The following is a 20687-nucleotide window of genomic DNA, read 5'->3' as shown; positions in this document are numbered from 1 at the left end:
ATGAGAAGGGGCCCGCTCCTCCCGGAGCGGGCCCCTTCTCATGTTCACCGGCGCCTACTGCAGGTCGAACTCGCCGTCCTTCGCGCCGAGTACGAACGCGTCCCACTCCGCCTTCGTGTACCGCAGCACGGTGTCGTGGTCGAGCGACGACCGCATCGCGATCCCGCCGCCCGGCAGGTGGGCGATCTCCACGCGCTCCTCGTCGGGGCTCGTCCCGGGGGCGCCCTGCCACTCGACGCCGCTGATGTCGAGCGCGTACAGCTCGTCCTTCTCCTGCTGAGTGCTCATCTGGCTCTGCTCCTTTGTGCGGGCGGAACGTCGTCGCGGGATCAATGATCGACCACGGGCGAGTCCCCTGTCAGACGGAATGCACAGATTCACTTCACCTGCGTGGCGAAGGTCCGCGCGAGCTCGAGAACCTGCTCCGGCTTCAGCTTGCTCTTGTGGTCCTCGCCGACGGTCAGCAGCAGGGCGACATCGCCCTTGCCGCCGGAATCGAGCCGTACGGTGACGACGTTGCCGCTCTGGCTCGGCACCGGTTCTCCGGGCTTGGCCTTGTCGGCTTTCTCGTAGTAGGTCTTCATCTCGTCGGAGCTCATGCCGGCGGCGCTCTGCGCGGTGGGCAGCAGGAGGTTGATGGCGTTCCCCGCTTCCGTGCCGGCGGTGTGGATGTCCAGATCCTCGCCGCCCACGTGGTACGAGCAGGTGATCCAGGCACCGGCCTTGCCTGCCCACGGCGACTGCGGATCCGACGTCCTCCCGCCCTGGGCGGTCGCGACGGGCTCGTCCACCTCCGCGCCTGCCGCACCCGGCTCGATGCCCTCGCCGAGTCCGGCCTCGTCCACCGCATCGGCGGCGTCGTACGGCAGGGGGCACGTGTCCGCGCCGTCCTTTCCGACCTCCTCCGAGAGCGTCACCAGCCGGTCCACGCTCACGGATCCGCCGTTGTCCGCCCCGCCGCCGCCACAGCCGACGAGCAGGGGCAGGACGACGACGCTGACCGCTGTGGCGGCCCGGGGCTTCAGGTGACGCATGATCCCTCTCAACGCTTCGCGAAGGACGGCTTCACGACCGGCTCCTTCTCCAGCGGCTTGTTCTGACAGCCCAGGGCCTCCGTGGCCCGGCGCGCCATGCGGTAGACGAACTCCATCTGCTGGTCCTGGGTGTGGTGATCGTGAATGGGACCCAGATTCACCGTGAACGCGGCATCTGTGTGAAGGAGGACCTTCTTCGAAGGTGCCTTCAGCTCACCTGGCATGAGGCACTGGACGTACAGGCTCGTCGTGACATCATTGGATCTTCCGGTTGCGCCATTCAGCCGGTATTCCCGGGTGTCCTTCTCGAGGGCCTCCTTGTTTGCGTCACCGAGGGGTTCCCACTCGAATTCGATCGTGGCGCGGCCGATACCTTCTTGCCCGTTCGGTACGTAGGAGCATCCCATGACGGCGTAGGTCGCGGCTGGGTCCGCGATGTTGCGGAGGTTCTCCTCCATCCTCTCGACGAAGCGCTGGTCGCGAGGTTGGTGCGAGTCAGTCCTGAAGGTCTTCGTTCGGATGACAGCGTGCAGCAACTGTTCCTCGACAGAACCTGCCGGGATTTTGCAGAGTCTGTTTTCAGGAGGGCTCGCGGGCTCAGAAGTACAGGAGGTCATGCTGACCGCGGAGATAGCTGCGAGCGCGAGCCAAGGGCGTCGCTTCGACGTCTTCATCCCAGATGCTTCCTGGCGTCGCCGATACCGTCGCTGAGACCGCCGTAGGCGGCATCCCGCGCCGCATTGAACGGTCCGGTGGCCACATTCTCCTGAGTCTGCCATGCGTTGTAAATCTTGGAAACGCCTTGCTTGCCGGAGGCGAAGTTGTCGCTGACTGCGTTGTCTCGTTGTTCTTCTGCGAGGTCGGTGACATCCTTGACCCATTCGTACTTGACGGAGTCAATGATCGAGCCTCCCACGGTGCCGACGACCGGAATCTCTCCGATCATTCCGTTGACCGCCGCTGCCGTGTGCTCCGAGGTGCCCTCGGCCCACTTCACCTTGTCGTCCGCCTTGTCTATGTACACGTCGGCGCCGATCTCGTTGAGGGCGCCCATCGCCATTCCGATGTCCCGCGATCGGTGGTTCCATTCCGCGCTGGATGAATGCATGGGATCGCCGTGGAAGGGCGGAGCCTCGGCAAGCAGGTGGGCGGAATAGGAGCGCTCAGCCTCGTAGAGGAGGGCGTAGGACGGGCCGTCGTCAGCGATGCCACGCATGACGCGAACGAGACTTCCCTGCCCCACGGCAATGCTCGAGGTGTCACCCGATCCCGGACGAGTGGTGATGGAGTCCTTGCCGTCGACCTCCCCGTACGCCGCCTCCTGCCCGTTGAGTCCGAGGTGGGTATCGGCAACATAGTCTGCCAAGGCCCTCGCCATCGGTTGACGGAGGTTTGCCAAGTCTCCTTCGAAGGCCTTGGCACCGCCCATGTCATCGTCGAGGAACTTGATCGCGTTGTGCATGACCCGCGCCTGGCCATCGCTGTGCAGTCCGACCGGTCCGAGTTTCTCGCCCGGCTCGTGGCCGGTCGCCGCCGCCTGAATGGCATTCCCGAGGCCCATGGCCTTCATGGGGTCGTCCATGAACTGGGGAGGCCCATAGACGTTGTTCAGCCCTTCCTTCGGCCACTCCCGGTCCGTGAGAAGGAACTTCAGGTGCTCGTTCTCGTTCCCCGGCGCCTTGGGGTCGAGGAAGTACTCGGCGTCCGCCGGGTCCTTGCTCATGATGTTGAGCAGGCCGTCCAGCGGGTCGGCAGCGACGTTGGGACGCAACACGTCCCTGAAGTGCGCCCAGTGGTCAGGGTCCTTCTTCTCGATCTCGATCATGTCGTGACCGATCTCGTTGAGGAACTCCTTGCCGTAGCCGTCCGGGTTCCCCTGGTTCATGAGGGTGACGAGGACCTGGTATCCGTGCGTCGGGACGTTGTCGCCGAAGGGGCCGGTCTCATCGGTGACGACCTCGCCGCCGAGCTCCTTCAGACCGTCCACGAACGGCCGGTACGCGTAGCTCTTCGGGTCGCTCGTCCCCGAGGCGATCGTGTCCGCCAGGCCCGCGTTGATCGAGTTGTAGAGCTTCTTCTCGGCGTCCGAGAGGCCCCGCTCGTTCGCGGCCAGGTTCATCCTGTCCGCGATCGTGAGGGTGTCCTTCGCGCCCAGGCCGTTCAGGTAGGCCTCGCTGAAGTGCTTGTCCTTGGAGTTCTTCTCCAGGATCTCGCGGTAGTGCTCCAGCTCCGCCTTCGACGCCTTGCCCTCGCGGACCTTCTCCGAGAGCTTGAGCGCCTCGACCGCCTCGACGTCGTTGACCGGCTTGGAGTTGAAGCCGAACGGTGCGGTGCCGTCGGCGCCGGAGGCGTTGAGCAGGGCGACCTTGACGTCCGCGTCGTAATCCGTGACAGCCTTGACCGCGTCGCTGATCTTCCGCGTCCAGGACATCTCGACGTCGTGCAGATCCGGGTCGTGCCGGATGGTGTAGGCGTCCTGCGTGCTGACCTTGCTGAAGTCGTAGCTCGCGTTGCCGGACTCGTTGACCTTCATGCCGGCGGCTATCGCCTCGTCGACCGCCGACTTCACCCGGTTCTTGAGTTCGGTGAACGTGCCATGGGCGTCACGCAGCAGCGACTCCACGGCCAGTGCTTCCTTCTGCGCCGAGTCGAGCTCCTTGCGGGTCATCGCGAAGTTCACGGCGCTGACCTGCTGGGCCTGGCCGGTCCACAGCGGGTTGTCGGTGGCGACGCTCTGGACCTGCTTCTCGTAGGCGTCCTCCGCCTCCTTGAACTTCCCGGCCATCTTCTTCCAGCCGTCAGCAGCCGTGATCAGCTTGCCGAGGTCGGTCTGCATGATTTCCTGGTACGTCGGCATTCCGGTTCCCCCTACGACACGCCGGTGATCTTGGAATTCACCGAGTTGAAGCTGTACTCCGTCTCCAGGTCGTTGAGCACGAACCGATTAGCCGTGCCCGTGAGGGCATCCCTGTCCCCGCCCAGCCGGCCCTGCAGACGAGCCACCTGCGTGTCCCAGTGCTCGTGGGCCTTCTTCAGCCCGGACGCGGTGTCCCAGCCCTTGAACTCGGAGACCGCGCCGTTGGTGCCCTCGTCGGCCGCGTCCGCGCCTTCCCGCACCGTCGTCTGGATGCCCGCGATGTCGTTGGCGGCCTTCTGCTTCTTCGCCGGCGTCGTCCCGAGGTCGGGCTTGCCGCTGCCGCCCCCACCCGGATCCGCGGGAAGCTGGTTGAGGCGCGTGGCCGCTGCGCTTTTCTGCTGTGCCCATTCGTCATCGAACGACATGCGGTCCCCCTCGTGTGAGTTGCAGTGATGTTCACATTCCTGAAGTGCTCACGTCCAATGGCGCGGGTCAATCGCGCGGCCTCGATCGCGAGGCCGCACCATGCCCGCACCATGACCGGGAGAGCGGGGGCCTACCGTTCCGGCAGCCGCCCCGTCTGCACCAGCGAGGCCTGGCCCCGGCGGCCCACGAAGTAGCCGCGGCCCGGCGGCATCGGGCGGGGGCGGGCGGTGCCGACGAGGTCGCCCTCGGCGGGGTCGCCGGAGAGGACGATGCCCTGGGCGCCCAGCTCCTTGATGCGCTGCATGAAGGACTCGTACAGGGAGCGCGAGGCGCCCGCGCTGTTGCGGGCGATGATGAAGCGGACGCCCGTGTCGCGGGCGAAGGGCAGGTACTCGGCCAGCGGGGCCAGCGGGTTGCCGGCGCTGGTCGCCACCAGGTCGTAGTCGTCGACGATGATGAAGACCTGCGGGCCCGACCACCAGCTGCGGTCGCGCAGCTGCTGCGGCGTCACGTCCTGCGGCGGCTGGCGGCGGGCGAAGACGCCGCCCAGGGCCTCCATGTGCATCTGCATGGAGCTCGCCATCGGCGCGTACTCGAGCAGGTGCTCCTCCGGCAGCGCGCCGAGCAGCGAACGCCGGTAGTCGCCGACGACCAGCTTCGCCTCGTCGGGGGAGTAGCGCTCGCCGATCTGCTTGGCGATGAGGCGCAGCAGGTTGGTCTTGCCGGACTCGCTCTCGCCGAAGATCAGGAGGAACGGGTCGGTCTCGAAGTTGACGAAGACCGGCTCCAGGCGCGTCTCGTCGATGCCGATCGCGATGCCGTGCTGCGGGAACTCGAAGCCCTTCGGCAGCTGTTCGGCCGGCAGCTTGTGCGGCAGCAGACGGACGGCCGGCGCGCCGGGGCCCTGCCAGGCCGTGCGCACGGCCTCGACGAAGGCCGCCGTGCCCGACGACAGGTCGCTCGCCGAGCTCGAACCGTCGATGCGCGGCAGCGCGCCCATGAAGTGCAGCTTCTCCGGCACCTGGCCGCGTCCGGGCACGCCGGTCGGCACGTTCGCCGCGACCTTGCGGTCGAACTCGGAGTCCATGACGTCACCGAGCCGCAGTTCGAGCCGGCCCAGCATCTGGTCCTTGAGCGCCGCCCGGACCTCCATGTAGCGGGCCGCGGTGATCACCACGTGGATGCCGTAGCCCAGACCGCGCGAGGCGAGGTCGGAGATCACGGACTCCAGGCCCTCGTACTCGGTGCGGAAACCGCCCCAGCCGTCGATGACCAGGAAGACGTCGCCCCAGGGTTCGTTCGGCAGCTCGCCCGCCGCGCGCTTGCGCCGGTACGTCGTCATCGAGTCGATGTTGTGCGAGCGGAAGAACTCCTCGCGCCGGTTCAGTACGCCGAGCACCTCGGCCACCGTGCGCCGCACCCGCTCCGGGTCGAGGCGCGAGGCCACCCCGCCGACATGCGGCAGCTCGGCCAGCGAGGACATGCCGCCGCCACCGAAGTCGAGGCAGTAGAACTGCACCTCGGCCGGGGTGTGGGTGAGCGCGAACGACGCGACCAGCGAGCGCATCAGCGTCGACTTGCCGGACTGCGGACCGCCGACCACCATCATGTGGCCCGCCGCACCCGAGAAGTCCCGGTACAGCACCTCGCGGCGCTGCTCGAACGGCTTGTCGATGAGACCGAGCGGCACGGTGAGCCCGCCCGGCCGCGTGTACTCGGTCGCCGTGAGGCCCCGGTCCGCGGTCTGCGCGAGCCCCGGCAGCAGCTGGTCGAGCGACGGCGCCTGGTCGAGCGGCGGCAGCCACACCTGGTGGGCCGGCACGCCCTGCCCCTCCAGACGGCGCACGATCACGTCGAGGACGGTGTCCGCGAGCGCCTCGTCCTCGTCGTCGCGCCGCGCGGTCAGATACGCCGGGTCCGGCGCCGCGTACACCACGGGCACCGGCGAGGCCGTGAACAGCGCGGGCCGCCGCTCGATCGGCATGCTGCCCGCCTCGAGACGCGGCCCGCCCGTACGGTACGTGCCGGAGACGTACGCCGCCTTGAAGCGGGTCATCTCGTCCGTACCGAACTTCAGATAGCCCGAACCCGGCACCGACGGCAGGTGGTACGCGTCCGGCACACCGATCGCCGTGCGCGACTCGGCCGCCGAGAAGGTCCGCAGACCGATCCGGTACGAGAGGTACGTGTCGAGGCCGCGCAGCTTGCCCTCCTCCAGGCGCTGCGAGGCGAGCAGCAGGTGCACACCGAGCGACCGGCCGATGCGGCCGATCTGGATGAACATGTCGATGAAGTCGGGCTTGGCCGTGAGGAGTTCGGAGAACTCGTCGATGACCAGCACCAGCGAGGCCAGCGGCTCCAGCGGAGCACCCGCCGCCCGCGCCTTCTCGTAGTCGTGGATGTTGGCGTAGTTGCCCGCCGACCGCAGCAGCTCCTGACGCCGCTGCAGCTCGCCGCGGATCGCGTCACCCATGCGGTCGACCAGCGTCAGGTCGTCCGCCAGGTTGGTGATGACCGCCGCCACGTGCGGCATCTGCGACATGCCCATGAAGGTCGCGCCGCCCTTGAAGTCCGCGAGGACGAAGTTCAGCGTCTCCGAGGAGTGCGTCACCGCCAGACCGAGCACCAGCGTGCGCAGCAGCTCCGACTTGCCGGAACCCGTCGCACCCACGCACAGACCGTGCGGGCCCATGCCCTCCTGCGCGGCCTCCTTCAGGTCCAGCATGACCGGCGAGCCGTCCTCGCCCACGCCGATCGGCACCCGCAGCCGCTCCGCGACCGAACGCGGCCGCCAGGTGCGCGCCACGTCCACCGAGGCCGCGTCGCCCAGGTTCAGCAGATCCGTGAAGTCCAGGTTGGCGAGCAGCGGTTCGTCGTCGTCCCCGCCGCCCATCCGCAGCGGCGCCAGCTGCCGGGCCAGCGCCTCCGCGGCCTGCGGCGACATGACGTCCGGCACGCCCTCGTACGCGAAACCGCCGCCCGACTCAAGGCGCAGCCGCCCGGGCCGCACCACCACGGACAGACCACCGCGCGGCTCGTCGAGCTCGCCCGACACCACCTCGACGATCGTCACGCCCTGCAGGCCCTCGGCCGCCGCGAACAGCGAGTCCGGCGGCACCATTCCGCCGTCCAGGACCACCACGACATGCGGCTGGTCGAGCACCGGCTGGTTCTCCCGGCTGAACCGCGGCCGGCCGTCGAGCCGGGACCGCAGCAACTGCTCCAGCTCGCCCAGGTCGTCGCCGAACAGGCGCTTCGTGCCCGCCCCGTCGACCGTGCCCGGCACCTGCGTGTGCGGCAGCCACTTCGTCCAGTCCCAGCGCTCCTGCGCACCCCGTGCCGCCACCACGGCCACCATCAGGTCGTCGGGGGAGTGCAGGGTCACCAGCTGCGCCACCAGTCCGCGCGCCGCGGACTGCGCCGACTCCGGATCACCGGAGACCGTCACGTGATAGAAGGCGCGCATCGAGACCGCCATCGGCAGCCCGTCCAACGTGCCGTGCACCGCCAGGAACTGCTGCATCGCCCCCGCGCACAGCGGCTCCAGCTCGTCCACCGGCGCCGTGTCCGGCGCCACCAGCGGAGTCGCCAACTGCTGGGCGCCGAGCCCGATCCGGGCCTGCGCGAAGTCGTGGTCACCGACCCGCCGCTCCCAGACCCGCGAACCCTCCGCGACCACCGACCACAACTGCTCGGGCGCCGGGTGCAGGAACAGCTGCGCGTCCCGCTGCCTGCGCGCCGTGCGCCGCACCGTACGCCGGGTCTGCGCGAGGTATTTGAGGTAGTCCCGCCGCACATCGGCCATTTGCCCCTGCGACCCGCGGCGGAATCTGACGAACTGGGCGATGGCCATGCCGACCGTCGACGCCAGCATCAGGGTGCCCATGATGCGCATGATCGGCGACGGCGTCATGAAGAAGAACACCACGGACGAACCCATGCCGAGCATCGGCAGGAGCTGCATCAGCGCGGACTCCTGCTGGCCCCGCGGCAGTTCCGGCGGCGACTCCAGGACCAGTTCCTCACCGGGTACTTCCGGAGGAAGGGACCTCGGCGGGCGTTTGACGACGATCTGGCTCACCGGCGCATCAATCCCTCGTTACGGGCGGGCTCGGGGAGGATTCTCCGCACCAGCGCCCCCGTCGACTGTGTTTCGATGCGGACTCCCCCGTGAGTGCAGGATCCTACTTGCAGCCACCGTCAGCGGTCCCCGGTAGGGTGTCGCCGCAGTGTGCGCAACCGCGAATCAGGGGGTCCAGACACGTGAGTACGACCGCAGCGACCGGCTTCTGCCGCGTCACCGTCGTGGCGCCGGACAGCCGCATCGACGTCGCACTCCCCGAGGACATCGCCGTCGCCGACGTCTACCCGGAGATCCTCCGGCTCACCGGACAGACCCAGCCGGCCGGCGCCCCCACCGGATACCACCTGGTGCGACGCGACGGCACCGTCCTCGACGGCGCCCGCACCCTCGCCGCCCAACAGGTCCTCGACGGCGAGGTGCTGAGCCTGCGCCCCTTCGCGCAGTCCCTGCCGCCGGCCGTCTTCGACGACGTCTCCGACGCCGTCGCCTCCGCCGTCACCCGCGACCGGCACCTGTGGAGCGACGACCTGCTGCGCGGCGCCGGACTCGTCGGCGGCGTGCTGCTCCTCGTCCTCATGGGCTTCGTGCTCTGGTTCGCCGACCCCGTCCGGCACGACATGCACAGCCTGCCCGGCGTCATCGCCGGCGCGGCCGGCGTGCTCCTCACCGCCTTCGCCGGCGTCCGCGCCCGGGTCTACGGGGACCGCGCCACCGCCGTCGCACTCGGCCTCGGCGCGCTGCCGCTGCTGCTGATCGCCGGCTCCGGCATCCTCGCCCCGGACGCCGGCCAGGGACCGGGCCGGCTCCAGTTCCTGATGGGCTGCGTCACCGTCCTGGTCGCCTCCGTCGCCCTGGTCGCGCTCACCCCCAGCGGTGACGCCCCGTTCGTCGCCGCGACCTTCCTGGCCACCGTCGGCACCCTCGCCACCTTCGTCGCGATCCTCACCGAGGCCTCCGCCACCCAGACGGCCGCCGTCTGCGTGCCCGTCGCGATCGGCCTGGTCGCCTTCCTGCCGAGCCTGTCCGCCCGCTTCGCCCGGCTCCCCATCGGTTACGCCTCCCCGCGCAGCGCCACCGACGACGAGTTCCTCGCCGACCCGCACCAGCAGGCCGGCCCCGACGCGCAGCCCGTCGACGGCGAGCGGATCGCGCTCCAGGCCCGCCGCGGCCACGAGATGCTGCTCGGCCTGGTCGGCGGCTGCGCCGCGGTCGTCGTCGGCTCCTCGGCCGTCCTCGGCTTCGCCGCCAACACCTGGGGTCAGCTGCTCGCCCTCGCCGCCGGCCTGGCGATGCTGCTGCGCGCCCGTCTCTTCCGCTACACCTCGCAGGTCGCCTGCGTCCTGGTCGCCGGCCTCGCCGCGATCGCCCTGCTGGTCCTCGGCCTCTCCCTGAACCCGCCGGTCGACCTGGTGAAGGACCTCCTGATGTACGGGGACCGCGGCGGCCTCGACATCCGTACGATCTGGCTCACCGCGGCCGTCGCCGCCGGCGCCGCCCTGGTCACCGCGATCGGCCTGATCATCCCGCGCAAGGGACTCTCGCCCTTCTGGGGCCGACTGCTCGACCTCACCGAGGGCTTCGTGCTGCTCTCCCTGGTCCCGCTGTGCCTCGCCGTCCTCGACGTCTTCATGCGGGCCCGCTCGCTCACCAGCTGAGGCCGGGGGAGCTCAGGGCCGCTGTGGTGACCTGGTACGCTGTGTGACGGCCGTTTGTGTACGCGCTTCCGGAAACCCACGGGCAACCCGTGAAGATCGGGAAGCAGCGCTCATCGGACCTTCGCTCCCGAGTCACCGAAGCTTCCCCTGAGACCTAGACCAGGGGCACTCGTGGGCGCACGAACCAGAGGAGATCCGCGTGGCTCTCGACACCGCTGTCAAGAAGCAGATCATGGCCGAGTTCGGCACCAAGGAGGGCGACACCGGCTCCCCCGAGGTCCAGGTCGCGATGCTTTCCCGCCGCATCTCGGACCTGACCGAGCACCTCAAGACCCACAAGCACGACCACCACTCCCGTCGTGGTCTGCTGATCCTGGTCGGTCAGCGTCGCCGCCTGCTGCAGTACCTGGCCAAGAAGGACATCCAGCGCTTCCGTACGCTGGTCGACCGCCTCGGCATCCGCCGCGGTGCGGCCGGCGCCAAGTAAGTCGCTGTGAAGGGAGCGGTTCCCACTTTCAGGGGGCCGCTCCCTTTGCTGTACGTGCGCGATGTACCCCCCGGCACTTAGTCTGGTCACACAACGCCACATCCACGCGCGAGAAGCAGCCGGCACGCCGCCGGTCCTCGGTAGTGGCCCCCGGGCATGGTCCCCGGGAGCTTCGATCGAAGACCGGCCCGCCCCCACATCGCTTCTCCCGCACCGCCCGCGCGCCACACGGGCCCGCGGACGCAAAGACGAAACGTAGGAGAAACCGCTAGTGGAGAACGAGACCCACTACGCCGAGGCCGTCATCGACAACGGCGCCTTCGGCACCCGCACCATCCGCTTCGAGACGGGCCGCCTGGCCCGCCAGGCCGCCGGCTCCGCCGTCGCCTACCTGGACGACGACACGATGGTGCTGTCCGCGACCACCGCGTCGAAGAAGCCCAAGGACCAGCTCGACTTCTTCCCCCTCACGGTGGACGTCGAGGAGCGGATGTACGCCGCCGGCAAGATCCCCGGCTCCTTCTTCCGCCGCGAGGGCCGCCCCTCCGAGGACGCGATCCTCACCTGCCGCCTGATCGACCGCCCGCTGCGCCCGTCCTTCAAGAAGGGCCTGCGCAACGAGATCCAGATCGTCGAGACGATCATGGCGCTCAACCCCGATCACCTCTACGACGTGATCGCCATCAACGCCGCCTCCTGCTCCACGCAGCTGGCCGGCCTGCCCTTCTCCGGCCCGATCGGCGGCACCCGTGTCGCCCTGATCAACGGCCAGTGGGTCGCCTTCCCGACGCACACCGAGCTCGAGGACGCCGTCTTCGACATGGTCGTCGCCGGTCGCGTCCTGGAGGACGGCGACGTCGCGATCATGATGGTCGAGGCCGAGGCCACCGACCGCACCATCGAGCTCGTCAAGGGCGGCGCCGAGGCGCCGACCGAGGAGGTCGTGGCCGCCGGTCTCGAGGCCGCGAAGCCCTTCATCAAGGTCCTCTGCAAGGCGCAGTCCGACCTCGCCGCCAAGGCCGCCAAGCCCGAGGGCGAGTTCCCGATCTTCCTCGACTACGAGGACGACGTCTACGCCGCTCTCTCCGACGCCGTCCGCGGCGAGCTCGCCCAGGCGCTCACCATCGCCGGCAAGCAGGAGCGCGAGACCGAGCTGGACCGCGTCAAGGTCCTCGCGGGCGAGAAGCTCCTCCCGGCCTTCGAGGGCCGCGAGAAGGAGATCTCCGCCGCCTACCGCAGCCTCACCAAGGCCCTGGTCCGCGAGCGCGTCATCAAGGACAAGGTCCGCATCGACGGCCGCGGCGTCACGGACATCCGTACGCTGGCCGCCGAGGTCGAGGCCATCCCGCGCGTGCACGGCTCCGCCCTGTTCGAGCGTGGCGAGACCCAGATCCTGGGCGTCACCACCCTCAACATGCTCCGCATGGAGCAGCAGCTGGACACCCTCTCCCCGGTGACCCGCAAGCGCTACATGCACAACTACAACTTCCCGCCGTACTCCACCGGCGAGACCGGCCGCGTCGGCTCCCCGAAGCGCCGCGAGATCGGCCACGGCGCCCTCGCCGAGCGCGCCCTCGTGCCGGTCCTGCCGACCCGCGAGGAGTTCCCCTACGCGATCCGCCAGGTGTCCGAGGCCCTCGGCTCCAACGGCTCGACGTCCATGGGCTCGGTCTGCGCCTCCACCATGTCGCTGCTGAACGCCGGTGTGCCGCTCAAGGCCCCCGTCGCCGGTATCGCCATGGGTCTGATCTCCCAGGAGATCGACGGCGAGACGCACTACGTCACCCTCACCGACATCCTCGGTGCGGAGGACGCCTTCGGCGACATGGACTTCAAGGTCGCCGGTACGAAGGAGTTCGTCACCGCTCTCCAGCTCGACACCAAGCTGGACGGCATCCCGGCCTCCGTCCTGGCCGCGGCCCTCAAGCAGGCCCGCGACGCCCGCCTCCACATCCTCGACGTGATGATGGAAGCGATCGACACCCCGGACGAGATGTCCCCCAACGCCCCGCGGATCATCACCGTCAAGATCCCCGTGGACAAGATCGGCGAGGTCATCGGCCCCAAGGGCAAGATGATCAACCAGATCCAGGAGGACACCGGCGCCGAGATCACGATCGAGGACGACGGCACCATCTACATCGGTGCCGCCGACGGCCCGGCCGCCGAGGCCGCCCGCGCCACGATCAACGGCATCGCCAACCCGACCATGCCGGAGGTCGGCGAGCGCTACCTGGGCACGGTCGTCAAGACCACCACCTTCGGTGCCTTCGTCTCCCTCATGCCCGGCAAGGACGGCCTGCTGCACATCTCGCAGATCCGCAAGCTCGCCGGTGGCAAGCGCGTGGAGAACGTCGAGGACGTGCTCGCGGTCGGCGCCAAGGTCCAGGTCGAGATCGCCGAGATCGACCAGCGCGGCAAGCTCTCCCTCATCCCCGTGATCGAGGGCGAAGAGGCCGAGAAGAAGGACGACACCGACCAGTGACGTCCCGCAGTTCCGCGACGACGGCCCGCCCCTCCACCAAGGGGCGGGCCGTCGCCCGTACCCAAACGCTTCTGCCGGGCAAGGACGGCATCGGCACCGTCCGCCGCACCACCCTCCCCGGCGGTCTCCGCGTCGTCACCGAGACCCTGCCGTCCGTGCGCTCCGCCACCTTCGGCATCTGGGCGCACGTCGGCTCCCGCGACGAGACCCCGGCGCTCAACGGCGCCACCCACTACCTGGAGCACCTCCTCTTCAAGGGCACCAAGCAGCGCTCCGCCCTCGACATCTCCGCCGCGATCGACGCGGTCGGCGGCGAGATGAACGCCTTCACGGCGAAGGAGTACACCTGCTACTACGCCCGGGTCCTCGACACCGACCTGCCGCTGGCGATCGACGTCGTCTGCGACATGCTCACGGGCTCGCTCATCCTCGACTCCGACGTGGACGCCGAGCGCGGCGTCATCCTCGAGGAGATCGCGATGACCGAGGACGACCCCGGCGACATGGTGCACGACCTGTTCGCGCAGACCATGTTCGGCGACACCCCGCTGGGCCGCCCGGTCCTCGGCACCGTCGACACCATCAACGCGCTCACCCGGGACCAGGTCGCCCGCTTCTACAAGAAGCACTACGACCCCACCCACCTGGTGGTCGCGGCCGCGGGCAACGTCGACCACGCCACCGTCGTACGCCAGGTCCGCCGCGCCTTCGAACGTGCCGGCGCCCTCGGCCGGGACGACGCCGCTCCGATCGCCCCGCGCGACGGACGGCGCACCCTGCGCACCGCGGGCCGGGTCGAGCTGCTCGGCCGCAAGACCGAGCAGGCGCACGTGGTCCTCGGCATGCCCGGCCTGGCCCGCACCGACGAGCGCCGCTGGGCCCTCGGCGTACTGAACACCGCCCTCGGCGGCGGCATGTCCTCCCGCCTCTTCCAGGAGGTCCGGGAGAAGCGCGGACTGGCCTACAGCGTCTACTCGTACACCTCGGGCTTCGCCGACTGCGGCCTGTTCGGCGTGTACGCGGGCTGCCGGCCCAGCCAGGTCCACGACGTGCTGAGGATCTGCCGGGACGAGCTCGACAAGGTCGCCGCCGACGGTCTCACCGACGACGAGATCGCCCGCGCCATCGGCCAGCTCTCGGGCTCCACCGTCCTCGGCCTGGAGGACACCGGAGCGCTGATGAACCGCATCGGCAAGAGCGAGCTGTGCTGGGGCACCCAGATGTCGGTCGACGACATGCTGACCCGGATCGCCGCCGTCACCCCCGACGAGGTACGGGAGGTGGCGCGCGATGTACTGGAGCAGCGGCCCTCGCTCTCGGTGATAGGCCCGCTGAAGGACAAGCAGGCGAGCCGCCTCCACGAAGCGGTCTCCTGACCCCCTGAGCACGAGTGTCTCCAGAGCACGAGTTCTCCAGAGCACGAGTAAGGAAGAGCAATGAGCAAGCTGCGCGTGGCGGTCCTCGGAGCCCAGGGCCGCATCGGCTCCGAGGCGGTCAGGGCCGTCGAGGCCGCCGAGGACATGGAACTGGTCGCGGCCCTCGGCCGCGGCGACAAGCTGGAGACGCTCGTCGAGGCGGACGCCCAGGTCGTCGTCGAGCTGACCACCCCCGGCTCGGTCATGGGCAACCTCGACTTCTGCGTGCGCCACGGCATCCACGCGGTCGTCGGCACCACCGGCTGGACCGAGGAACGCCTCGCGCAGCTGACGGGCTGGCTCGACCAGATGCCGCAGACCGGTGTCCTGATCGCCCCGAACTTCTCCATCGGCGCGGTCCTCACCATGAAGTTCGCGCAGATCGCCGCGCCGTACTTCGAGTCGGTCGAGGTCGTCGAGCTGCACCACCCGAACAAGGTGGACGCCCCCTCCGGCACCGCCACCCGCACCGCCCAGCTGATCGCCGCGGCCCGCGCCGAGGCCGGCCTGGGCGCCCAGCCGGACGCGACCACCACCGCCCTGGACGGGGCGCGCGGTGCGAACGTGGACGGCGTCCCGGTGCACGCCGTACGCCTGCGGGGCCTGCTCGCCCACCAGGAGGTGCTGCTCGGCGGCGAGGGCGAGACCCTCACGATCCGGCACGACTCGCTGCACCACTCCAGCTTCATGCCGGGCATCCTGCTGGCCGCCCGCCGCGTGACCACCGTCCCGGGCCTCACCTTCGGCCTGGAACACTTCCTGGACCTGGGCTGACGGGCATGGGCGGAAAGATCACGTACGTCTTCCTCGCCACCGTCCTGGTGCTGGTCTTCGGGGTGGTGGCGATGGAGGGTGTCCTGCTGCTCCTCACCGGCGAGCCGGCCGCCATGGGCATGGGGGCGATAGCGTTCGTGCTGCCGGTCGTCGGCGCCTGGTTCCTGTGGCAGAACACCCGCTTCGCGCGCCGGGCCAACCGGCTGGCCGCGGAGCTGGAGGCCGAGGGCGGACTGCCCGTCGACGAGCTGAAGCGCACCCAGGGCGGCCGGATCGACCGCGATTCGGCCGACGAGGTGTTCGCCCGGCGCAAGGCCGAGACGGAGGACGCGCCCGACGACTGGCGTTCCTGGTTCCGCCTCGCGGTCGCCTACCACGACGCCCGCGACACCCCGCGCGCCCGCAAGGCGATGCAGCGCGCGATCACGCTGCACGACGCCGTGTAGCGGCAGCTGTTCCTGCGTGAGCGTGAGTACGCCGGTGGCCCTAGCGGGCGCCGGCGTACTCCGCGTTCCAGGCCTCGACGGTGTCCGCGGCGCGGTCGAAGGCCTCGACGCGGGAGAGGAAGTCGGCGTTGTGATCGGTCAGCAGCGCGACCTGCTCGCCGTTCTGCCGTACGAGGACCAGGGCCTGGCCCTGCACGGTGCGGGGGAGCCCCAGCCAGCGCACGGGCTGCTGGACGGTGCGCACACCGTTCGCCTGGTGCCAGGGCAGGGTGCTCGTGGTGAAGAAGCGGACGTGCCGCAGACCGGCCCGGCTGACCCAGACACCCATACGGAGGGTGCGCAGCGCGGCGACGACGATCACCGCGGCGAAGCCGAAGGTGAGGAGCGCCCCGCCGGGCGCCCCCGCGGCGGCGATGATCACGGCTGCGAGCAGTACGAACGAGGCGAGCAGCAGTGCGAGGGCGGCGAGCCCCACCCGCCACGGCCCGGGCCGGTACGGACGCCGCCACTGGTCGTGGTCGGCGAACGGCAGCGCGATGTCCTCGTCCGCGTCAAAGGCGCGGTCGGCCGTCAGGAAGGGCAGGGGCACGACAGGTCCTCACTCACAAGCACGTTCGGTGGCTGTGCCCGGTGAGGCTACCTCAGCGGCCGTCGGATGCCTCGGACTGATGCTGCCTGCCGCCCGCGTCCCCGCCGCCGAGGGCCGGCATGCCGAAGACGAGGGAGCCGACGAGACCGGCGACGACGGTGAGACCGAGGAGGGTGCGGCCGAGGTACTGGGAGGCGGTGAGACGTTCCTTCGGCGGGGGAGTGACGTTACTGCGGAAGTGGTCGGACTCCGCGACGAACGCGAACGGGACGGCCTCTCGCCGGCGCGGCATGGTCCACTCTCCTGGGATTCGGTGCTGAAACGTGCTTGTCGTCTCTACAGACGAGGACACAGGCGCTTTGGTGCCGATTCTTCATCAAAGCGGCCCAATCTCATCCTTGAGACGTAGGTGGATAGAGTGGGCGACTGCAACGAGCCCCGCCGGGAAGGACCGCTGGTGACCGACACCTCCACCGAGCACGACGCGAAGATCGAGATCAGGAGCGACGTCACCGTCGAGCTGGTCAAGAGCGCCGCGGCCGACTCCGACGTCCTCTGGGCGGCCCGGGTGTCCACGGCCGGTGAGCAGTCCCTCGAAGAGCTCCAGAAGGACCCGGAGCGCTCCAAGGGCCTGATCAACTACCTGATGCGGGACCGTCACGGCAGCCCCTTCGAGCACAACTCGATGACCTTCTTCATCAGCGCCCCGATCTTCGTGTTCCGCGAGTTCATGCGGCACCGGGTGGGCTGGTCGTACAACGAGGAGTCGGGCCGCTACAGGGAGCTCCAGCCGGTCTTCTACGTGCCGGACGCGTCCCGCAAGCTGGTCCAGGAGGGCCGCCCGGGCAAGTACGTGTTCGTCGAGGGCACCGAGGCGCAGCACGAGCTGACGGGCCGCGCCATGGAGGACTCGTACCGCCAGGCGTACGCCACGTACCAGGAGATGCTGGCCGCCGGCGTGGCCCGCGAGGTCGCCCGTTCGGTCCTGCCGGTGGGCCTCTACTCCTCGATGTACGCCACCTGCAACGCGCGCTCGCTGATGCACTTCCTCGGTCTGCGCACCCAGCACGAGCTGGCGGCGGTGCCGTCGTTCCCGCAGCGGGAGATCGAGATGGTGGGCGAGAAGATGGAGGAGCACTGGGCCCGGCTGATGCCGCTGACCCACGCCGCCTTCAACAAGAACGGCCGGGTCGCGCCGTAAGCCGTGAGCAGGGGGGCGCACGCCGGGGGCGCACAAAAGTACGAACAACCCCTGCGAAGTGTCCGTATTGCGACGTTTCGTGAAGTTCATCTAGGCTGATCAAACGGACCCGGCACTGCTTGAACCCCCGAGCAGGCAGTGCCGGGCTCCCTTTATCACGTCCCCCGAGGGGACCCCCGGCGCTGAGCAGCGAGTAGCGTGTTACCCATGGCTCCGATCTCCACTCCGCAGACCCCCTTCGGGCGGGTCCTCACCGCCATGGTCACGCCCTTCACGGCGGACGGCGCACTCGACCTCGACGGCGCCCAGCGACTCGCCACCCATCTGGTCGACGCCGGCAACGACGGTCTCGTCGTCAACGGCACCACCGGCGAGTCCCCCACCACCACCGACGCGGAGAAATCGCAGCTCGTACGGGCCGTACTGGAGGCGGTCGGCGACCGCGCGCACGTCGTCGCCGGCATCGGAACCAACGACACCCACCACACCCTGGAGCTCGCCCGCACCGCCGAGCGCGACGGCGCGCACGGCCTGCTCGCCGTCACGCCGTACTACAACAAGCCCCCGCAGGAGGGCCTGTACCGGCACTTCTCGGCCATCGCCGACGCCACCGAGCTCCCGGTGATGCTGTACGACATCCCCGGCCGCAGCGGCGTCCCGATCGACACCGAGACCATCGTCCGGCTCGCCGAGCACCCGCGGATCGTCGCCAACAAGGACGCCAAGGGCGACCTCGGGCGGGCCAGCTGGGCCATCGCCCGAAGCGGCCTCGCCTGGTACTCCGGCGACGACATGCTCAACCTGCCGCTGCTCTCCGTGGGCGCCTGCGGCTTCGTCTCCGTGGTCGGCCACGTCGTCGCCCCGGAGCTCCGCGCCCTCCTCGACGCCTACCTCGCCGGTGACGTCCAGAAGGCCACCGAGATCCACCAGCGGCTGCTTCCGGTCTTCACCGGCATGTTCCGCACCCAGGGCGTCATGACCACCAAGGCCGCCCTCGCTCTCCAGGGACTCCCGGCCGGCCCCCTGCGCCTGCCGCTCGTCGAGCTCTCCGCCGAGGAGACCGCCCAGCTCAAGGTCGACCTGGCCGCCGGCGGGGTACAGCTCTGACAACAGACTTCACAACCGAAGATCCGTAACTGAACACGCGTAATTGAACACTCGTAACCGAAGACACACACAGCAAGTGCACGAATGTCATGCGCGCCACGTGCCGAGCCGGTACGTGGCGCGTGTGGTGAGGAGAGTCTTTTGAGCCATCCGCATCCTGAACTCGGCGCCCCGCCGAAGCTGCCCAAGGGCGGCCTGCGCGTCACCCCGCTCGGCGGCCTCGGCGAGATCGGCCGCAACATGACGGTCTTCGAGTACGACGGCCGTCTGCTGATCGTCGACTGCGGCGTCCTCTTCCCCGAGGAGGAGCAGCCCGGCGTCGACCTGATCCTGCCGGACTTCACCACCATCCAGGACCGCCTCGACGACGTCGTCGGCATCGTCCTGACCCACGGCCACGAGGACCACATCGGTGGTGTGCCGTACCTGCTCCGCATGAAGCAGGACATTCCGCTCATCGGCTCCAAGCTGACCCTCGCCCTGATCGAGGCCAAGCTCCAGGAGCACCGCATCCGTCCGCTCACCCTTGAGGTGGCGGAGGGGGACCGTGAGCGGCTCGGCCCCTTCGACTGCGAGTTCATCGCCGTCAACCACTCCATCCCCGACGCCCTGGCCGTCGCCATCCGCACCCCCGCGGGCATGGCCGTCCACACCGGCGACTTCAAGATGGACCAGCTCCCGCTGGACAACCGTCTCACCGACCTGCACGCCTTCGCGCGGCTGAGCGAGGAGGGCATCGACCTCCTGCTCACCGACTCCACGAACGCCGAGGTCCCCGGCTTCACCGCACACGAGCGCGACATCTCCAACGTCCTGCGCAACGTGTTCGCCAACGCCCAGAAGCGCATCATCGTGGCCAGCTTCGCCAGCCACGTGCACCGCATCCAGCAGATCCTGGACGCCGCCCACGAGTACGGCCGCCGGGTCGCCTTCGTCGGCCGCTCCATGGTCCGCAACATGGGCATCGCCCGCGACCTCGGCTACCTGCGGGTCCCCGCCGGCCTCGTCGTGGACGTGAAGACCCTCGACGACCTGCCGGACGACGAGGTCGTGCTCGTCTGTACGGGCTCCCAGGGCGAGCCCATGGCCGCCCTCTCCCGGATGGCCAACCGCGACCACCAGATCCGGATCGTCCCCGGTGACACCGTGATCCTGGCGTCGTCCCTGATCCCGGGCAACGAGAACGCGGTCTACCGCGTGATCAACGGCCTGACCCGCTGGGGCGCCAACGTCGTCCACAAGGGCAACGCCAAGGTCCACGTCTCGGGCCACGCCTCGGCCGGCGAGCTGCTGTACTTCTACAACATCTGCAAGCCGAAGAACCTCATGCCGGTCCACGGCGAATGGCGCCACCTGCGCGCCAACGCCGAGCTCGGCGCGATGACGGGCATCCCGAAGGACCACATCGTCATCGCCGAGGACGGCGTCGTCGTCGACCTGGTCGACGGCCGCGCCCGCATCACCGGCAAGGTCCAGGCCGGCTACGTGTACGTGGACGGCCTCTCGGTCGGCGACGTCACCGAGGCATCCCTCAAGGACCGCCGCATCCTCGGCGAGGAGGGCATCATCTCGGTCTTCATCGTCGTGGACTCCTCCACCGGCAAGATCGTCGGCGGCCCGAACGTCCACGCCCGCGGCTCCGGCATCGAGGACTCCGCCTTCGACGCGGTGCTCCCGAAGATCGACCAGGCCCTGAACAAGTCCGCCCAGGACGGCGTGGTCGAGCCCCACCAGCTCCAGCAGCTGATCCGTCGCACGGTCGGCAAGTGGGTGTCCGACACCTACCGCCGCCGCCCGATGATCCTCCCGGTGGTCGTGGAGGTCTGACGGACCGTCGCGTACGCCCGGAGGGGGGCGCCTCGATTTGCATCGGGGCACCCCCCTCCAGTACGTTTACGGCTCCGCCAAAGGGGAAGCCCCGGGCACCAGTGCGTGCCGGGAGGTCGAACCGGGAGGTGGAAATTCCGACTCAGAACTTCTGATAAAGTCGGAACGCGCCGGAAGGCCTCGAATGCGAAAGTAATCGGGACCAGAAAGCACCGAGGAAATCGGATCGGAAAGATCTGATAGAGTCGGAAACGAAGGAAGCGCCCGGAGGAAAGCCCGCGAGGGTGAGTACAAAGGAAG

At 69.2% G+C, this 20687-nt stretch carries 17 protein-coding genes; 9 read left to right on the top strand and 8 right to left on the bottom strand.

Features of this window, described 5'->3' with window-relative positions; genetic code table 11:
- Positions 1–54 precede the first annotated feature (54 nt).
- The 6 genes from AB0M18_RS24450 to eccCa form a co-directional block, all read right to left on the bottom strand.
- Complete coding sequence (locus tag AB0M18_RS24450) at positions 55–288, bottom strand: DUF397 domain-containing protein (protein ID WP_365761442.1); 234 nt, start codon at positions 286–288, stop codon at positions 55–57.
- 89 nt (positions 289–377) lie between these two features.
- Positions 378–1034 carry a hypothetical protein gene (locus AB0M18_RS24445; RefSeq protein WP_365761440.1) on the bottom strand — a complete coding sequence of 219 codons (657 nt, stop codon included), beginning with the start codon at positions 1032–1034 and terminating at the stop codon, positions 378–380.
- An 8-nt stretch (positions 1035–1042) separates the two neighbouring features.
- Entirely contained in the window at positions 1043–1708 is a 666-nt protein-coding gene (locus AB0M18_RS24440) for a hypothetical protein (RefSeq protein ID WP_365761438.1), read from the bottom strand.
- Positions 1705–3870: a hypothetical protein gene (locus AB0M18_RS24435; protein ID WP_365761436.1), complete on the bottom strand. Its 2166-nt coding sequence runs from the start codon at positions 3868–3870 to the stop codon at positions 1705–1707. Before AB0M18_RS24435 ends, AB0M18_RS24440 begins: the two co-directional genes overlap by 4 nt.
- Positions 3871–3902: 32 nt before the next feature.
- Positions 3903–4316: a hypothetical protein gene (locus AB0M18_RS24430; RefSeq protein ID WP_365761434.1), complete on the bottom strand. Its 414-nt coding sequence runs from the start codon at positions 4314–4316 to the stop codon at positions 3903–3905.
- Between the two features lie 131 nt (positions 4317–4447).
- A complete protein-coding gene (gene eccCa / locus AB0M18_RS24425) occupies positions 4448–8398 on the bottom strand; it encodes a type VII secretion protein EccCa (RefSeq protein WP_365761432.1) in 3951 nt (1316 codons plus the stop codon).
- A gap of 182 nt (positions 8399–8580) precedes the next feature.
- Between eccCa and eccD the strand changes: the two genes are divergently transcribed.
- From eccD to AB0M18_RS24395, 6 genes are all read left to right on the top strand, one after another.
- Positions 8581–10056, top strand: a complete 1476-nt coding sequence (gene eccD / locus AB0M18_RS24420) for a type VII secretion integral membrane protein EccD (RefSeq protein ID WP_365761430.1) — start codon at positions 8581–8583, stop codon at positions 10054–10056.
- Positions 10057–10255: 199 nt separating this feature from the next.
- The gene (gene rpsO, locus AB0M18_RS24415) at positions 10256–10543 is read left to right on the top strand and encodes a 30S ribosomal protein S15 (protein WP_265864476.1); all 288 of its coding nucleotides are present in this window, start codon (positions 10256–10258) and stop codon (positions 10541–10543) included.
- 271 nt (positions 10544–10814) lie between these two features.
- Positions 10815–13028 (top strand): polyribonucleotide nucleotidyltransferase, encoded by a 2214-nt coding sequence (locus AB0M18_RS24410; RefSeq protein ID WP_365761427.1) that lies wholly within the window; start codon positions 10815–10817, stop codon positions 13026–13028.
- Positions 13025–14404, top strand: a complete 1380-nt coding sequence (locus tag AB0M18_RS24405) for a pitrilysin family protein (protein WP_365761425.1) — start codon at positions 13025–13027, stop codon at positions 14402–14404. The genes AB0M18_RS24410 and AB0M18_RS24405 overlap by 4 nt, the downstream gene beginning before the upstream one ends.
- Before the next feature lie 60 nt (positions 14405–14464).
- Positions 14465–15217: a 4-hydroxy-tetrahydrodipicolinate reductase gene (gene dapB, locus AB0M18_RS24400; RefSeq protein WP_365761423.1), complete on the top strand. Its 753-nt coding sequence runs from the start codon at positions 14465–14467 to the stop codon at positions 15215–15217.
- Positions 15218–15222: 5 nt separating this feature from the next.
- Positions 15223–15663 (top strand): hypothetical protein, encoded by a 441-nt coding sequence (locus AB0M18_RS24395; protein ID WP_365761421.1) that lies wholly within the window; start codon positions 15223–15225, stop codon positions 15661–15663.
- Between the two features lie 40 nt (positions 15664–15703).
- On the opposite strand, the gene AB0M18_RS24390 is transcribed toward AB0M18_RS24395, so the two are convergent.
- Together AB0M18_RS24390 and AB0M18_RS24385 are read right to left on the bottom strand one after the other, a co-directional pair.
- Positions 15704–16252: a hypothetical protein gene (locus AB0M18_RS24390; protein ID WP_365761419.1), complete on the bottom strand. Its 549-nt coding sequence runs from the start codon at positions 16250–16252 to the stop codon at positions 15704–15706.
- Between the two features lie 52 nt (positions 16253–16304).
- A complete protein-coding gene (locus AB0M18_RS24385; protein WP_365761417.1) occupies positions 16305–16544 on the bottom strand; it encodes a hypothetical protein in 240 nt (79 codons plus the stop codon).
- Positions 16545–16709: 165 nt separating this feature from the next.
- Here AB0M18_RS24385 and thyX point away from each other — a divergent pair, with 165 nt between their 5' ends.
- The 3 genes from thyX (at position 16710) to AB0M18_RS24370 (ending at position 20387) form a co-directional block, all read left to right on the top strand.
- Positions 16710–17453 carry an FAD-dependent thymidylate synthase gene (gene thyX, locus AB0M18_RS24380; RefSeq protein ID WP_365761415.1) on the top strand — a complete coding sequence of 248 codons (744 nt, stop codon included), beginning with the start codon at positions 16710–16712 and terminating at the stop codon, positions 17451–17453.
- Between the two features lie 207 nt (positions 17454–17660).
- Positions 17661–18560 (top strand): 4-hydroxy-tetrahydrodipicolinate synthase, encoded by a 900-nt coding sequence (gene dapA / locus AB0M18_RS24375; RefSeq protein ID WP_365761413.1) that lies wholly within the window; start codon positions 17661–17663, stop codon positions 18558–18560.
- Between the two features lie 141 nt (positions 18561–18701).
- On the top strand, positions 18702–20387 hold the full coding sequence (locus tag AB0M18_RS24370; protein ID WP_365761411.1) for a ribonuclease J: 1686 nt from the start codon (positions 18702–18704) through the stop codon (positions 20385–20387).
- Positions 20388–20687: the final 300 nt, after the last annotated feature.

The sequence above is a fragment of the Streptomyces sp. NPDC051909 genome (assembly GCF_040681095.1).
Lineage (GTDB): Bacteria > Actinomycetota > Actinomycetes > Streptomycetales > Streptomycetaceae > Streptomyces.
Note: the sequence above shows the minus strand (reverse complement) of the source record. Positions and strands in the feature narration are given on the sequence as shown.

What these genes read in the sequence shown, in the direction of transcription:
- AB0M18_RS24445 (WP_365761440.1), bottom strand. Translation starts at nt 1,034, where the DNA reads ATGCGTCACCTGAAGCCCCGGGCCGCCACAGCGGTCAGCGTCGTCGTC.
- AB0M18_RS24435 (WP_365761436.1), bottom strand. Translation starts at nt 3,870, where the DNA reads ATGCAGACCGACCTCGGCAAGCTGATCACGGCTGCTGACGGCTGGAAG.
- dapB (WP_365761423.1), top strand. Translation starts at nt 14,465, where the DNA reads ATGAGCAAGCTGCGCGTGGCGGTCCTCGGAGCCCAGGGCCGCATCGGC.
- AB0M18_RS24385 (WP_365761417.1), bottom strand. Translation starts at nt 16,544, where the DNA reads ATGCCGCGCCGGCGAGAGGCCGTCCCGTTCGCGTTCGTCGCGGAGTCC.
- AB0M18_RS24450 (WP_365761442.1), bottom strand. Translation starts at nt 288, where the DNA reads ATGAGCACTCAGCAGGAGAAGGACGAGCTGTACGCGCTCGACATCAGC.
- AB0M18_RS24395 (WP_365761421.1), top strand. Translation starts at nt 15,223, where the DNA reads ATGGGCGGAAAGATCACGTACGTCTTCCTCGCCACCGTCCTGGTGCTG.
- AB0M18_RS24430 (WP_365761434.1), bottom strand. Translation starts at nt 4,316, where the DNA reads ATGTCGTTCGATGACGAATGGGCACAGCAGAAAAGCGCAGCGGCCACG.
- AB0M18_RS24440 (WP_365761438.1), bottom strand. Translation starts at nt 1,708, where the DNA reads ATGAAGACGTCGAAGCGACGCCCTTGGCTCGCGCTCGCAGCTATCTCC.
- dapA (WP_365761413.1), top strand. Translation starts at nt 17,661, where the DNA reads ATGGCTCCGATCTCCACTCCGCAGACCCCCTTCGGGCGGGTCCTCACC.